The 14,545-nt window shown below is 66.4% G+C and carries 11 protein-coding genes; all 11 read right to left on the bottom strand.

What is annotated here, in order from left to right; all coding sequences use genetic code 11:
* Positions 1 to 1,380 (bottom strand): hypothetical protein, encoded by a 1,380-nt coding sequence (locus tag OG203_RS35275; protein ID WP_405161533.1) that lies wholly within the window; start codon positions 1,378 to 1,380, stop codon positions 1 to 3.
* A 98-nt stretch (positions 1,381 to 1,478) separates the two neighbouring features.
* Positions 1,479 to 4,265 carry a hypothetical protein gene (locus OG203_RS35270; RefSeq protein ID WP_405161532.1) on the bottom strand — a complete coding sequence of 929 codons (2,787 nt, stop codon included), beginning with the start codon at positions 4,263 to 4,265 and terminating at the stop codon, positions 1,479 to 1,481.
* A complete protein-coding gene (locus tag OG203_RS35265; RefSeq protein ID WP_405161531.1) occupies positions 4,258 to 5,526 on the bottom strand; it encodes a DUF1173 family protein in 1,269 nt (422 codons plus the stop codon). The genes OG203_RS35270 and OG203_RS35265 overlap by 8 nt, the downstream gene beginning before the upstream one ends.
* 47 nt (positions 5,527 to 5,573) lie before the next feature.
* Positions 5,574 to 6,251 (bottom strand): hypothetical protein, encoded by a 678-nt coding sequence (locus OG203_RS35260; protein ID WP_405161530.1) that lies wholly within the window; start codon positions 6,249 to 6,251, stop codon positions 5,574 to 5,576.
* Complete coding sequence (locus tag OG203_RS35255; RefSeq protein WP_405161529.1) at positions 6,248 to 7,642, bottom strand: type IV secretory system conjugative DNA transfer family protein; 1,395 nt, start codon at positions 7,640 to 7,642, stop codon at positions 6,248 to 6,250. The genes OG203_RS35260 and OG203_RS35255 overlap by 4 nt, the downstream gene beginning before the upstream one ends.
* Positions 7,642 to 8,133 carry a hypothetical protein gene (locus tag OG203_RS35250; protein ID WP_405161528.1) on the bottom strand — a complete coding sequence of 164 codons (492 nt, stop codon included), beginning with the start codon at positions 8,131 to 8,133 and terminating at the stop codon, positions 7,642 to 7,644. The genes OG203_RS35255 and OG203_RS35250 overlap by 1 nt, the downstream gene beginning before the upstream one ends.
* Positions 8,130 to 9,503 (bottom strand): ATP/GTP-binding protein, encoded by a 1,374-nt coding sequence (locus OG203_RS35245; RefSeq protein ID WP_405161527.1) that lies wholly within the window; start codon positions 9,501 to 9,503, stop codon positions 8,130 to 8,132. The genes OG203_RS35250 and OG203_RS35245 overlap by 4 nt, the downstream gene beginning before the upstream one ends.
* 104 nt (positions 9,504 to 9,607) lie before the next feature.
* Complete coding sequence (locus tag OG203_RS35240) at positions 9,608 to 11,182, bottom strand: SCO6880 family protein (RefSeq protein WP_405161526.1); 1,575 nt, start codon at positions 11,180 to 11,182, stop codon at positions 9,608 to 9,610.
* Positions 11,179 to 13,338: a hypothetical protein gene (locus OG203_RS35235; RefSeq protein WP_405161525.1), complete on the bottom strand. Its 2,160-nt coding sequence runs from the start codon at positions 13,336 to 13,338 to the stop codon at positions 11,179 to 11,181. The genes OG203_RS35240 and OG203_RS35235 overlap by 4 nt, the downstream gene beginning before the upstream one ends.
* Before the next feature lie 24 nt (positions 13,339 to 13,362).
* Entirely contained in the window at positions 13,363 to 13,989 is a 627-nt protein-coding gene (locus OG203_RS35230) for a hypothetical protein (RefSeq protein ID WP_405161524.1), read from the bottom strand.
* Positions 13,990 to 14,131: 142 nt separating this feature from the next.
* Positions 14,132 to 14,527 carry a hypothetical protein gene (locus OG203_RS35225; RefSeq protein WP_405161523.1) on the bottom strand — a complete coding sequence of 132 codons (396 nt, stop codon included), beginning with the start codon at positions 14,525 to 14,527 and terminating at the stop codon, positions 14,132 to 14,134.
* Between the last annotated feature and the right edge of the window lie 18 nt (positions 14,528 to 14,545).

Raw genomic sequence — 14,545 nt, 5'->3', positions numbered from 1 at the left:
TTACAGGTAGCGGCGCTGGCCGGTCTGCCGGGCCGCGGATTGGGTTCGCCAAAGTCGTTGGCGCCGTTGTTCTGAAGTGATGACCGCGGCGGGTTGCCGTGTGCGCTCGACGCGTTCGCTTCGGTTGCGTACCTCCCCTGTTTTGAGCAGCCTGCTGGGTGGCGCAGTCGAGGCGGGACGGCAGTCGAGGCAGTGTCCGTCGGTCACTTGGCGGAACTCACTGCAGTCCTCGCACCATCCGTTGCCGACGTTGACGGACTCGGTGCTAGCGGTCGATGTGCTGCGCGGCTTCGGCTGTGTTGGTGTCTGCGGTAGTTCGGGGTGGTCGCGGACCCAGGTTTCGATGGCGCGGTATCCGACGTCACCGATGTCTCTGCAAAGGCGCCATTCCTGCCGAAGGACGCTGCGCGCGGCCGGACCGCTGTGTTCGGCGATGAATTCGCATCGAGCGTGGATAGCGTCGATCCTGCTGTGTTCCAGTGGAAGTTCCCGGATTCCGGTCATGCCGTCGATCCGGCACGGGTTGCACAGTCCGTCGTCGCCGCGTCCGGATCGGATGCGTTCGTTGTAGGGCAGCCCGTAGGGCGAGGTGCTGCTGTCGAGTGCCGCGCGTTCGAGGCGGCAGCTCACGCACGGCAGTCCGCGCAGGGTTGGCGCGGCGTCTTCTTTGTCCTGGTCTCGGTCGTAGTCCTCGACCTCTTTATAGCGGTCGTCGTCGTAGTCGCTGTCGTGCTGAATATCCAGTGATGCGAAGGGTTTTCGACTGTCGCGAGCGTACGGCTTGTTGTCGTCGACACCTGCCCGCCCATCCGGCAACTCGTTTACCACTTCGGTGTCGTCGATCGTGTCGTCACCCGCGCGCTTGCGGCGACGGAATTCCGCGGCGCGCGTCTGCTGGTCGGCGGCGGTGTCGCCGAAGTAGGCGTCGACGACGGCGTGTTCCTCGCGGTTGGACGGCCGGCTCGGGCCGGTCCGCAGCGCCGGGTCCACCTCACGGCGGGCGTCGCGGGGTGGGCGGTGGGAATCGCTGCCGTTGCTCGTTGCGCTCGCTCGGATGTGCCGTCCTCCGGCCGGTCGTGCGGGCAGCGGGTTGCCTGATGCCTCGTGCACGTGGGGATCGGTTGGCGGTACCAGCTTTTCGATGAGGGCGCGCTGTGCCGGGTTGTTGTGCCACAGCTGTCTCATCTCGGCTTTGGCCTCCTCGTACGGGTGGCGCTCCCAGATCGAGACACACTGCCAAATCATGCCGAGCCGCTCAGCGTCGATTGTCTTGGCCAGTTCGCGTACCTGCTGTTTGGCGCGACGCAGATCACCGGAGTTCACTAGCGCGGCAACGGCGGAGACGGCGTCGATGTCGCGGTCGATCAGCGGATCAGCCACGGCCCTTGCTCCTGCCACTCGCCAGCGCAGTGCGCTGCGATCCTGGTTGTGAACGGTGTTGTCATCGCGTGCCTCCTTTGCTGCGGGTTACGCGGAGTTCAGATGCGGCGGCGCGGGTGCGCCGCTGGGGGTTTCGACAGGCCGCTGCGTATGCGTTGCGCCCACGACGTGGTGGAGTCAGGGTTTTTCGCTTCGGCGCGCTGTGCTGAGCTGTCTTGGGCGTGATCACCGCCTCGCGCCCGATCACTGGAGCCGTCCAAGGCTCTGACCCCGTGATCGGTCGGGTTGGGTGGCCTCAGCCAGTCGCTGATGCTTTCGGTTGCGCGAGCCGACGATTCGCGGACGGCATCGGAAGTCGCGGTCCGGCCGCCGAATTCGTCCAGCAATTGTTGGGCGGCGTGCGTCCACTCGGTGCTGTGCCCGGCTTCGTTGATCGCGCCGGCGAGTTCTTGGTGCGCGGCACGATAACCTGCTGTTTCCCGTGCTATGTCCAGCCCGGCGGCGAGCTCGGCGACGTCGGTTACGTATGTCCACAACTGTGCTCGTGCCGTGTCGGGAGGGTGAACCGCTGGACGCGGAATCGCTTCTCCTGTCTGGGCGTGGATGAGGACGGGCCTGCTTTCCAGCCCATCGAGGAACTCGCCGAGCCACGGGTGCACTCCGGAGTCGACCAGGTAGTCACCGACGTACGCGGTGAGGTCGTGGTCCTCGTGGTGTTCGTGACGATATTCGCGGGCTTGCCACTGCCCGGCATCGCTGTTGTAGCGGATCGAGACGCGTCGTCCGGGGTTGCCGTCCGCCGGTGCGGCGAATTCGACATAGACTCCGCGGGTTTCGGCGTCGTGGAGTGCTTTCCACTGCGGGTATGCCGGGTCGAACCGCTGTCGGACGGCGGTCTCGATCTGATCGGCGATCTGTGCCAATCTGGTGTCGGCGAAATCGACGAGGCCGGTACTCGGTGAATCCAGATAGTGGCTCCACGGGTCGGGATCGACGTATCCCGTCGCCTTTTCATCCAAAGGCTCGAGACCGTTCAGGACCCGCCCGATCCTCCCGTCGAGCTCGGCCTGCAGCATCTCGCACTCCCAGTAAATCTCCGGGTGCGTATCCCCGAGTCGCATGACGCCCATTTCGCTGCTCACGGCCTGATGAGCTGCAAGTAGTGCGTCCAAAGTGCCCTTTTCCTGAACTCGACCGAGGTGGTTGTCCAGATCGGTCAGGAACTCGAGAAGAGTCGCTTCATGCACCGCCGGCACCAAGACGGGCTCGCGGCGGGTCGGCGCCTTGCCGTTGAGTGTTGGTCCTCTTTTGAGTTGGCCTATCACCGCTGCCAGATGTTCCGTGTCGTCCAAGCGGTAGTTGCCGATCGGACGCAAGGGCACGCCGTCGAGATACATGGGCGCGGGTGCTGATAGCGCGGGCAACCACTCGGGATCTGCGGCCAGTTCTCGGGCGGCGAAGTCATGGAGTTCGGTGAAGGTGATCTGCACGACGCGGTACGGCTGTGTCTCGGTCGCAGCGGCGAACATGACGTTCACCCCTCGGTCGCGCAACTTTTCCAGTTCGACGTACGCCTGGTGCTGCGGATCGAAGCGCTCACGTAGCCGCTCGCGATGCGCGCCGTGCGTCGCGTCGGGCTGCTGAGGTTCCGGGGCCAGCTCCGGAACCGCTCCGCTGGGCTGGTCGAGGTTGGTTGTGTAGGCGAGATCGTCTGGCAGGACGATGATGTCGAATTCGTGTAGCTCGAGTTTCGCCTCGCCCAATGGTCCCTCGACAAGGGCCGTGTATCGGCGATCGGTTGGGCCGCTCGACCGATCCTGCAGTTCCGCTTCGCCGAGGATACGGCCAGGGAGTATGCCAATGGGCTCGTCGCCTCCGTCGGCAGCGAACGCGTTGAGCCACAGAATCCGCTGGCCCGCAGTTACGTCGGCGTCGCCTCCGCCGCGTTCCAGTGCCGTGACCGCGAGTGCTGCACGGTCGAGCCGACGCTTGGCTGTCTCATGTCCTTCCCCTAGGACGTCTGCTGCTTCGCACTCCTGGTGTGCCATCTCCATTTCATGCGTGACGAGCACCCTGTTTTGCTCGCTCACCGCAGCGGTACGTGCTTTGTGCGTTGTCGGCAGTACCTGGGCGTCGGATCGCCGGTGCATGCGCTCGTCCAGCGACGCCATTAAGGTCCGGTATCCGTCTCGGGTGATGTCGTAGAGGGCGATGTCGCTATCGGATGCACCGCCGTGCAGGTCCGGTGCGGACGCCTCGTGGCGCTGCAGTTCTGCAGCGACCTGTTCCCGTACCGCCGCAAGCGCTGCCGGACTGCGGGCGATGCGTACTGCATCACGAACGGTGTTGATCCGGCTTTGGTGTTGTTGCAGGATCGTTCGTTCCTTCTCCGGCACGAGGACGGGCGGTCGTCCGGTTGTCCGGTCGGTCAAGGAACTGTCGTCGTGGAGTACCGGTTCAGCGGCCAGGTACTCCAGCAGCCGCGCGAGCGATTCGCTCTGGATTCGATATTCGCCAACGACTCGTAGGTCTGTCGGTTCGTGCGGACTGATTCCGGTCGAGTCGATTTCGGGCCGTCGGCCTGCTTGCGTTTCCAGCTCGAGTGCCGTCCATCCGTGGTGGGACGTGATCTGAATGATCCGGTTCTCGGCGTCGGGCGCCGATGCGACGAAGGTGACCGAGAACGGCGAGTCGAGCACGTCCCACAGATTGGCGTGCGCTCGCATCTCCGGGTCGAATCGCTCGTCGAGGTCCCGTCGAACCCGGTCGGCGATCCGTTGGACGCCGCCTTCGCTGTCGCTCTCCCATTCGGTCGCGGAGTAGACCACGCCGTCGACCACAAGGTCGTCGCCGATGACGTCGCGCCAGAAATCGAACTCACTCATCGCCGTGACTCCCTTCAGGCAGGTCTGGGAGTTCAATGTCGAGGGTGGGCTGGCCGGGTTCGTCGTGAGATCGGCGATCACGCCATGCCGACGCTGGTGGTGTTGTTTCGCTGGCGGTGTCGAAGATCCATGAGTCCAGCTGCGATGTCGAAATGAGTGAGTCGAAGCCACTGCGCTGCCGGTCGCTGTCGTCGGGGCCGATGATGTAGCACGCCGTGGCCGGCGAGGTGTCGATGAGGGTGAGCGCCGCCATGGGGGTGTCCGGGCCCAGGTTGTATCGAAGCGATTTCACGAACCGTCGTTGATCGTCGGTGAGTCGGTCGACGAGGTGCTTTTCGGTTGGTGTGGTGATGGGGATCCAGTGCTGCGTCACCGTCATGACCGCGATTTGGTCGACATCGGCGGTGCCCTTGTTTGATTCACCGAAGGTGAGGATTCCGATCAGATGCGTGTCGGGATTGTCGGCTCGCAGCGAGAGTTCGGTGCCGAACGTCGCGATCATCCGCGCGTTTGTCTCGTGCGTAAGATGCAGCGGGAGGTCTGGTACGTGCTTGAACAGCAGCGCGGCACCGGTTGTGGTCGGGGTGATGCGTTTGATCTCGCCAACGGCGATCATGAGCCGTCGGCGAGATCCGTTGCCGGTGAGGCATGACATGGCAACTGTGCGCCGGGCGATGATCTCGGCCTTACGCTCGGAGTTGAACGTTTCGGGTATCCAGAGCCGATTCACCAGCGGTGTCCGGTTGGTCGTCTTGTCTTCCGCGGCGGAGAGTAAATACTTGCGGATTGTGGCCCAGTTGCGTTTGCCGAGCATTCCTGGTGTCCATCGGGTGAATCCGGCGTCGTCCCACAGCAGGTGCAGCAGACCGCGCAACGTCAGCTTGGTGAAGTCGCTGGCGCTGTCATCGGTCTCGGTGGCCGCGGCTGTGGTGGCGACGCGGAGTCCGTGGTGGGTCAGAGGGAATCCGAGGGTGATCCGGGTGGCTTCGGGTTGCTCTTTCACCGCCTTTCCCAGTAGGTGTGCCAGTCCCGACACTTCCGGTGGCGGTGCGTAGGAGGCGCACATCGGGTCGTGGGTCGATCCGGTGCCGGGCATTCGTTTGATCAGGTATCGGCCGCTGACCTTGGCGATGTACATGTCGGCGCCGTCGCCGTCTTGGCACGTGCAGCGTGGCCGGGTTCCGGTCATGTGTGCTGTAGCGAGCACCGCTTGGGCGTTGCCCGGGTCACCGTCGATGAGCTGTCCGTTGATGACATACATTGGCTGTCACCGCCTTTCGCGATTGTCGGGATGTGGTCGGTTCGTGGTCATGGCCCGCGCCTGCTGCCGCGTTCGGGGATCCAGCCGTCGGCGATCCGCGAGTACACCCACACGCGGCCGTCGTAGTGGACCGCGACGGTGCGTCCGGCTACTTGGATCGATTGCGCGGATTGGGTTGCGATCAGTTCGGCCATGTCCTCGTCGCCGACAAGTTCCGCTCTCGTGGTCTCCTCCGGCGCCGCGTGGTGCAGCGCGGGTTCGGGTCGGTCGGCGAGATCGTTGTGGACGAAGTCGTCGAATCCGGGATCTGTGAGTTGGGGTTGAGTGCGGTAGCCGCAGCGCCCCGGCCCGCAGCCGGAGAAGTCGCTGGTGCGGGTGAGTTGTTCGACTGCTGGCCAGAGCCATTGCTGGTGCCAGGCGATGAGGTCTTCTCGGGGTGTGTCGTGTTGGTCGGGTCCGGGTAGATAGGCGGCGTGGTGTGCGGCCATGAGCGCGGTGAGCGTTTCCACGGCGCTGCCGTGCCGGTACCAGCAGGTGGGGACCCGGCTGCCGAGTTGGTAGCGATGCCGCAGCCAGTCGACCCAGTCGGCGAGTTCGCGCCACAGTTGGGCGGCGGTGTCGGTGTCTAGGTCGGCCCAGCTGAACCGGCAGGCGCCGTCGCGACCCGTGCTCCGATGCGGTCGGTCGAGCGTCGTGTCCTGCGGTGCGTACGGTTCGATGGTCATCCCCGCCTCACTTCCGGTGCGTCGTGGCGCAGGTGTGGTGGGACTTCGCCTGTGGCGACGATGGTTTCGAAGGTCTCCAGCGCGGCCCGGACCTGGCGTTGGGTGTGGGGGTCGTCCCATACGCTGGGCAGTCGCAGCACGGCGGCGGGTGCGTGGCGGTAGATCAGCAGCCCTTGGTCTTGGTCCAGTTCGCGTATTTCGTCGGCGCGCAAGACCGGTTCGTCGCGTTGGGAGTAGCTGCGACCCATGGACCGCGACAGGCTGGCTTCCCATTGTTTGCGTTGCCCCAGCAGCCTGGAGACGGCTTCGAGTTCGTCGCCGCGCAATCCGGGCAGCAGCAGCATGGCCGGTGGTGATTGGCCGAGCATGCGGCCGCCGATCTGGCCCCATCGCAGTTCGTTCTGGGATTGGTTGTGCGCGAACGCCCAGACGGTGATGCCTTTGCCGCCGCTGTCGGTCATGATGCTGGGCAGTTCCGGGATGGGCGCGACGTTGTTGACTTCGTCGAGCACCAGCCGCACAGGCGGGTCGAGCCGTTTGCCGGGCCGTTTCTGTGAGGCGCGGTCGGCGACGTGGTGGACCTCGGCGGCCAGGGCGGCGACAAACGGGGCCATGCTCTGCGACGTGCCTTTGGACAGCAGGTAGAGGGTGTTAGCGTGCGTGGTGTCCAGGACGAACGGCTCGACATCGAAGGACTCCGCGCCGGGAACGTCCACCGCGGCGAGCATCTTCGGTGAGGCGAGGGGTTCGAGCAGGCGTGCGGCGGCGGCTAGTACGTCATCGCTGGATTCGGAGCTGGAGCCCAGGATCTGGTCGAGTTCGGCGGCCCAGTCGGGTAGGTGGGCGCCGAGGATGTGGACGGCGGTGCGGTTGGTGCGGCTGGGCACCCAGACGCGAACGTCGCGGATCGATCGGTCCTCGAGGGCGGCGGCGTGCAGGTAGCAGCGCAGCAGGGTGGCGGCTTTGGATTCGAAGTAGCCGCCGTTCTTGGTGCCTTCCAGCGGCATCGCTTTGGTGAGCGCTTCGGCGCGGCGGATCGCGACGTCGGGGTCCGCGCAGCCGGACAGCAGTGACCATCGGATTTTCCCGGGCCATCCCGAGAGGTCTTCGGGGTCGAACACCGCGATGCGGCCCTGTGCGGCGCGGTCGAGGAACGTCGACGCCATCAGATCGGTTTTGGTCGAGGTAGCGGCGACGAATCCGGGTGCGTCACACACACGCTGATACGCCAGCCGCCAGGTCTTGCCGGATCCGGTGGGGCCGTAGACGATGACGCCGTCGCGAGGTGACAGGCATACCCACGATCGGGGGTCGGTGGCCAGGACCCCGACCCGCACGGTCAGCCGGTCCGGCGCTGCCGGCGGTCGACGGAGTCGATTCCAGAGGTTCATCACCGCCACCTCCATCGATGACGCCGCGGCTCGCGTCGTGCTTGTTCGGGAAATTCGGCGGCGGATTTGCGGGCGGCCGTGTGCGGGTCGAGTCCGATTCGGCGCAGGTCACCACGGGTTGCCAGCCCGACACGGCGACGGCGGTGACGGCGGCGGGAGTCGATTTCGGCGCCGACGATCGCCACCGCGCTGCACCAGGCGATGGCGACGAGGATCATGCAGGTCCAGGTCAGCCAGGCGGGGCCGGGTCGCGGGTCGGCTGGCCACGCGGCGGCGGGATCACTCCAGTGTTCGGTCAGCCGAGCCAGCGTGGGGGTGAGCCCATGCCAGCCGGGAGCGGCAGGGCCGCGCAGACACAGCAACGCGGACAGGGCCCCGCCGCCGAACACGGCGACGAATCCGCCGCAGACGATGTGCAGGCCCAGCACGACCCCGGCCGGAAGGACCGGTTCCATGCGGATGGGATTGGGCAGCGGTCGTTGGGCGCTCATGCTGCGGAAACCCCCTTCACAGCGCGGTCGGTGTCGGTGAGTTCGGCCTCCAGCGGGGATCGGATGTGCTGCAAGAGAAATGGGTCGCGGCGCCCGATCTTGACCAGGGCTTGGCCGCGGCCCAGGCGCATCAGGGTTTCCTCGGTGCCCGGTGGGAGCCGGTACATGCGGCAGGTTTCGCGAACGTCGTCTTCGCGGCCTTGCCCCATGAGCACGACGATCGAGGCTTCCTGCATCAATGCCCTCGCCGGTGAGTCGACCGGCAGATCGCTGATGTGGTGGAACGCCGACACCGTGCACAGACCCAACCCGCGTGAGAGTTTCATATTCGTCTGGAACACTTCGCCGGTGCTGCCTTGGGCGACGTGCCAGCCTTCTTCGACCACGAGAATCGTTTGGGCGAAGCGCGAGGAGCGGGCGGCGAGCCGGTTAGCCAGCCAGGTGTTGATCACGGTCATGACAACCCGCAGTGCGGGCCCGTCGGTCGGCAGGGCGGACAGGTCGAAATGGACCAGGGGGTGGGTATCGAGGCTGTCGCGGATTTCCTGGCTGGTTTCGGCATCGACCAGTCCTTTGAGGTCTCGGTCGGCCAGCCGCAGCAGGGCCAGGCCCGGCTCGAGGCCCCATTCGAGACCGCGCTCGGCCCATCGACCGCCGACGGTGTCGAAATCGTCTGTGCGCGGATCGAGCAGTCGCATCGCCAGGTCACGGATCACCGGGGCGCGCCCCTGGTTGCGAGCGTCGGCGTTGACGAGCTCGAGCGCGAGCCCGACAGCGGATTTCTCTCGTTCGTCGAGTTCGCGTCCCATACTGTCGGCCAGCACCGCCAGCACGAGCGCTTCTTGGCCAGCAGGCACGATGCCCGACAGTCCACCAGTGTGTTCGCCGCCGGTGCTGATCGCCGGGTCGAGCAGGTTGACGCATGCTCCGCCACCGCCGGCTCGGAACCGGATCGACGCCGCCCCGAGCGTTCGGGCGATCGGTGTGTACTCGCCGCACCCGGATTGCGGTTTCTTGTCCAGGACGACGACTTGCCGGTCGGCGACGAGTTGGCGTAGCCCAAACGCGGTTTTGATCAGCGCGGATTTTCCCTGGCCGATATCGCCGATGACGCAGACGTTGATGCCGGAGATCGCGTCGCCGTAGAGGGCGAACGGGTCGAGGATCTCGAGTTCGCCGGAGACGATGTTCAGTCCGGCGACCACGCCTTCGTGCCGCGAAGAGCGGCGGCTGGTGGCCAAGTTGAGCGCCTCGGCTTGGCGGGTCGTGGTCCACGCCCCTTCCGGGCGGTGCTCGTACCAGCCGTACCTGTCGAGCATCCGACGCCGCTTCGGCACCCCACGCCGATACTGCTCAACGTCCTCGGCCACCGCGCTGGCCCTGTGAGCCCGGCGTGCGCACCACGGAACTCTTCGGCTGAATCTCGGCTCGCCACTGGTCTTGTCGGAGTGCTTGACACGGTTCCGTTTGCGGGTCATCGGGTGTGCCTCGTTTCGGCCAGGCCGCGCCCGAGGGGCAGCGCGGAAAACAGAGCGACGTCGTGATCGCCTGAACACCAACGGATTTCGGCGAGGGCGGACTCTGTTGCGGCTTCGGTGACGCGCAGGCAGGCTCGGTCGAGGTCGTCGGCGTCGCGGCCGGTCACCGCGACCGTGATGGCGTAGACCGCGCCGTGGTGCCCAGACCCGGGCATCAAGTCCTGCCGACGGCGGTCGGATGCGGAGGCGAGCACTTCGGCGGAGCCGTCGCTGATCTTGCCTTTGGCGCGCTCCTTCTGTTTTCGGGCTTCATCGGCGGTGAAGTCGCCTTTGGCCGCGGCACGGGCCTTGTGCGAGGCGACGAAGTCGATGCGCACCGACACCGTGCGAATGGTCGGCATCGGTGGCGTTTCGTCGTCGCCAGGATCGGCGTCCACACCGGTCAACAGCGGTGAGAGCCACAGCGGGCCGAGTGGGACCGGTTCGATGGCGCTCGGCGGGATCAACCCGACGCGGGTGCGCCAGGCGCCCGCGGCGCCGATCGCCACGCAGTCGTTTCCCCCGATGTAGCTGGGCCAGCATGTGTCCCATTCGGAGTCGGCGTGCCGACCCAGCCGGTAGTCGGGATCGATACAGCCGCGCAGCACCGCGCAGGCGCGTTTACGTCCGTAGACCTCGACGCGGCCCATCCCGGATAACGCCAGCAGGCGTGCGGTGCGTTCGACCTCGTCGCGGATGACCGCGGCGATGCCGCCTTCGATCGGCGCGTTCTTCGCTCGCGCCGCCCGTGCGGTGGCGGCCATGAACTCGTCGGTTTGCGGGATGCGCAGCACGACGAAGACTCGATGCTCTTCGGCGAGCGGGGTGAGCACGTCGATGAGGGCGCCGTAGGACTCGACCGCGGGCAGCAACCGGCGGTCGCCGAGCCTGCCGACCTGCTCTTCGGCCCACCGTTGGTGTGGGGTCATGTCCAGTGGCACCGACCGGTGGACCAGTTGCATCCCTCGGATGAAGCTGCCCGGTCGGGCCAGCTGTGCCTGGAAGCTGCCGAACGCCGCCGAAGTCGCCGCATAGGCGGCATCGCCGCGCAGTCCGCCTGCCACACCTTCCACGGCCAGCATCACGGTGAAGAAGGTCCGCTCCCCTGGGTTCGCCGTGCGCAGGATGAACATCTCGTCCAGGCCGGTTCCGGCCACATCCAACGGGCTGGTGTTCGCCAACGGCGGCGGCACCGCCCAGCCAGGGTCGCGGCTGGGCCGACCGTAGGCAGGGTCGGCGGGATTGCGGTAGACGTGTTCGCCGCGGCGGCGACGCGTCCAGGTCCGCAGCTCGTGCAGCCACCGCGATGCCCAGGATCGTTTACCTCCGAATTCCATGGTCGCGGCGAACACCGCGGCCAGCCCGACCGCGACGACGACGATCGACCAGGTCGCTCCACCGCCGATCACATACAGCGCGATCGCGGCGATGATCGAGCATCCCCAAGTGGCCAGCACGGGCTGTGACAGTCCGAGCCAGGAGCGGCGAGCGATCTCGCCGCCGAGCATGTAGGTGCGTTGCTGGTCGGTCATTCCTCGGCCTCCCCGGGTGCGGCTTCGGCGGCGGCACGGCCCTTCTCCAGAGCTGCGGCTGCTCCGGCCGCCGCGACGGGAATCGCCACCGCCCCCGCAGTGCCGACGATCGCCGCGCCCTTGCCGAGGCTGCTGCCGAGTCCGGACGCGAGCTTGCTTCCGATGCCGCCGCTGCTGCTGTGACGATCACCGGTTTTCGTGTGGGAGGTCGCGTCGTTTCGGCGGCTGCCCATCGTGGCGCCCAGATGTGCCTCGGTCGGGCTCCGGCCGTCATCCCGGTCGGCGGTCCGCCAGCTCGGATCACCGCCGTCGGTGCCGCCTCCCCGGTCCTTCTGTCCCGTCGACCCCTTCGCCGTGTCGCTGTCCGATGTCGAGGAGCCGTGCTGAGACCGTCGTCGCGACAGGGCATTCGCGCCGACTCCGCCCATGGCGCCAGCGAGCAGGGAGCTGGAATGCCCGCCGAATCCGTTGGCATCACTGCGCGAAGGCAGCAGAGGCGCGTATCGCAACAGTGACCACGGGGCGAGACCGACGACGATGAAGGCGACAACGACCAGGCACAGTTGCCCGAGCGTGCCGAGGGCGCCCTGCCCGGCGGGCTGGCCGGTCAATGCGGCGTTGACCACGGAGGTTTCCACCGCCAGCAGCAGGAACAGCAGGGGTTTGGAGGCCACGAGGCCGATGAACAGCAGCACTGGGCGCAGAGCCTTGGTGCGCCATTTCGGGTGGACCCACATGCCGAACCCGATACCGGACGCGATCGCCAAGGCGGGCAAGGCGACCGCGTGCATCAACAGGCCGAAGAACACGGCGAGCGAACCCGCGATGAGCAGCAGGAACAGGATGAATCCGACAACGACACCGCCGGGCAGCGCGGGCGCGGTGAGCGTGCCACTGAAGTGTTCCAGGTTCGTCACCATTTCGCCCATGTCCGGACCGGAGATGTGGACGATGCTCTCGGACATGGCGTTCGCCGCGCCGACGATCAGCTGCGCGAGGAACGGTGCGAACAGCATGAGCAGGACGCCTGCCGGGAGGTAACCGAACAGGTCAGCGGCGATGGTTTTCGCGGTTTCACCCTTGGATGCCGCTCGCCACAACGCAAGCAAGGTCATCAGACCCATAACGGCGATGCCGATGCCGGTGGACAGCGCATACCAGCGCAGAAACCATCCTTGGGAGGGGTCGAAGACGCCCACGGCTACGAGGCCACGCAGAACCTTGCTGCTCAGGTCGACGGCCGAGGATTTGGTGGCGTTGGCCCAGTCGTCGATCACGGACTGCGGGTCGGCAACGAATTTGACTACGTTGGGAATCGCGGTGCCGAATACCCAGCTGAACGCACTCACGATCGCGTTGCCAGCCGCGTAGACACCCGCGTCGCGCAATGTCTCGTCGATCCGGTCGGACAGCGATTTGTTCTGGTCGATCCAGTTCGCAGTGCCATCGAACAAGCGCGCCACCCGAGTGTTCCATGCGACGCAGTTGCGCTGGTCTCCACTCGGCGCGTCCGCCTGGTCACAATTCACGAAAAACGCGTGGGTACAGTAGTTTCCGGGAAGACCGCCGCCGCATGGCGCGGTCCACGCCTTATCGGGCACCGTATCCGCGCCACTCGTCTTGCGCATCTCGGTCAAGGACTGTTTGTCCGGGGCGGGCGACCAGACGAAACCCCACGTATTCCATTGGGGATTCGCCCATCGCTTCAGGTCGTCCGCACATGCCGGCTGCGGCAACGCGTAAGCGGGGTCGCCTGACGGGAATACTCTGGGCAGCAACTCATTCGGCGGTTCTCGCCCCGCCTCGACGTCGGCTTCCAGTCGAGGGTCCATCCGGCCGGGGCCAAGCATCCTGACCGCGCCGATGTCGAGCAGGCTCTTCTTCTGTTCGTCGGTCATCGACCAGTAGATGAGGCGGTCCTCGTTTGCCATCGCGGCGTTGATGTAGGAGCCGATGTCACCGCCCCGGTCCTTGCACGTCCCTGTGAACCACGCCGCTTTGAATTCGGGGGTGTTGCCGATGAACTTGCGCAGGTCCGCCGGGAATCCATTCGGCAGTGACCCCTGCGGGGCGACCTGGCCGGGCTCGGGGTCGGCCCCTGCTGTGCCAGCGCCGGCCAGTGTCAGCGCTGACAGCGCCGTGACGATCAAGAGCATCAGAACTCTCCGCATCATGGGCCCCTAGTCGACGTAGAAGGTGTAGTAGCCGCCCTGCAGTGGGAGGGTCAGCGGTGATCCGGGGCCGGGGGCCACGACTTCGTCCGGGGTCGGTCCGCTGCGGGTGGCGAGGTCTTTGGCTTTCCAGTCGCCGTGTTCCCAGACCACCGACACGGTGGTGCTCGACCACAGCGTCATCACCGAGACCGGGTCGCGGGGGGTGATCGAGTCTCGTGACACCGCGACGGTCCAGACCGCGACCTGTGCGGTGTCGGGGTTCAGCGACTCAACGGTGACCGCCGCCGGCAGCACGTTGAGGACATTGCTGTCGTGCTCACGTCCGGACGCGATGTCCATCGATTTCGTCAATCCCGGTCCGGGATCCGACGCGGCCAACGCCGACCGCACCGCGGTCGCGCTCACGCGGCCTTGCCCGGCCTGGGTCAGCGCCTGCACGATATTGACCGCTGCGGTGGCCGCGCCTGCCCGGTCCCGGGTATAGCCGGTGGGCACCCCGGCGGTCACGGTGGTCGGTCCGTGCCCCGCGCGGACTTGCCCGCCGCCCGCACTGGTATCGCTGCAGCCGTGCATCGACAACGCGGCCACCACGAGGAGCAGACCGGCGGCGCCCGCGGCCAGCAGCCACCGCATCGAGACTCGTGGCGCGAGCCGGCGTCGGCGCGAGCCAGGCGTTCCCGGGCGTGCTGGTGCTGTGGACGGCGGCTCGGCGTCGGGCGAGAGTGATCCGAATCCTTTGGCGCTCATATGGTTTCCCTTCGGTGTGCGGCCCGGGTCAGCCGCCGACCACGAACAGGACGGTGCCGATCATTGGTGAGGCCAGCGCGACGAGACCGAGGGCAATCAGGGCGTCTTGTAGCTCTTCTGAGCCTTCGGCCAGGTCGTTGGTGTAGCCGCGGGATTTGGCGCGGCGCACCTTGAAGGCGCCGACGATCACTCGAACGACGCAGCCGATCAGCACCAGGGCCCAGATGAACGCGACCAGCCGTTTCCAGGTGGAGTCCATGGCCTGTCCGAACAATCCGAAATCGGGGGCGACGCCGCCGAGTGGGTTGGGGATCGCCGCGTCGGCCGTCGCGGCGCTGATCGTGACGATCAGCCATGCTGCGGCGCCGCTTACCGCCGTTCGCCAGGCGGCGCGCAGCCGTTGCAACCGGGTGATCGTTGTCATGGGTGTGACCTCTCTGCG

The sequence above is a fragment of the Nocardia sp. NBC_01499 genome (genome assembly GCF_045040275.1).
Classification (GTDB): domain Bacteria; phylum Actinomycetota; class Actinomycetes; order Mycobacteriales; family Mycobacteriaceae; genus Nocardia.
The sequence above is the reverse complement of the archived record's forward strand: the minus strand, read 5'-3'. Positions and strand labels throughout refer to the sequence as shown.

What these genes read in the sequence shown, in the direction of transcription:
- OG203_RS35270 (WP_405161532.1), bottom strand. Translation starts at nt 4,265, where the DNA reads ATGAGTGAGTTCGATTTCTGGCGCGACGTCATCGGCGACGACCTTGTG.
- OG203_RS35265 (WP_405161531.1), bottom strand. Translation starts at nt 5,526, where the DNA reads ATGTATGTCATCAACGGACAGCTCATCGACGGTGACCCGGGCAACGCC.
- OG203_RS35260 (WP_405161530.1), bottom strand. Translation starts at nt 6,251, where the DNA reads ATGACCATCGAACCGTACGCACCGCAGGACACGACGCTCGACCGACCG.
- OG203_RS35255 (WP_405161529.1), bottom strand. Translation starts at nt 7,642, where the DNA reads ATGAACCTCTGGAATCGACTCCGTCGACCGCCGGCAGCGCCGGACCGG.
- OG203_RS35250 (WP_405161528.1), bottom strand. Translation starts at nt 8,133, where the DNA reads ATGAGCGCCCAACGACCGCTGCCCAATCCCATCCGCATGGAACCGGTC.
- OG203_RS35240 (WP_405161526.1), bottom strand. Translation starts at nt 11,182, where the DNA reads ATGACCGACCAGCAACGCACCTACATGCTCGGCGGCGAGATCGCTCGC.
- OG203_RS35235 (WP_405161525.1), bottom strand. Translation starts at nt 13,338, where the DNA reads ATGCTCTTGATCGTCACGGCGCTGTCAGCGCTGACACTGGCCGGCGCT.
- OG203_RS35230 (WP_405161524.1), bottom strand. Translation starts at nt 13,989, where the DNA reads ATGCGGTGGCTGCTGGCCGCGGGCGCCGCCGGTCTGCTCCTCGTGGTG.
- OG203_RS35225 (WP_405161523.1), bottom strand. Translation starts at nt 14,527, where the DNA reads ATGACAACGATCACCCGGTTGCAACGGCTGCGCGCCGCCTGGCGAACG.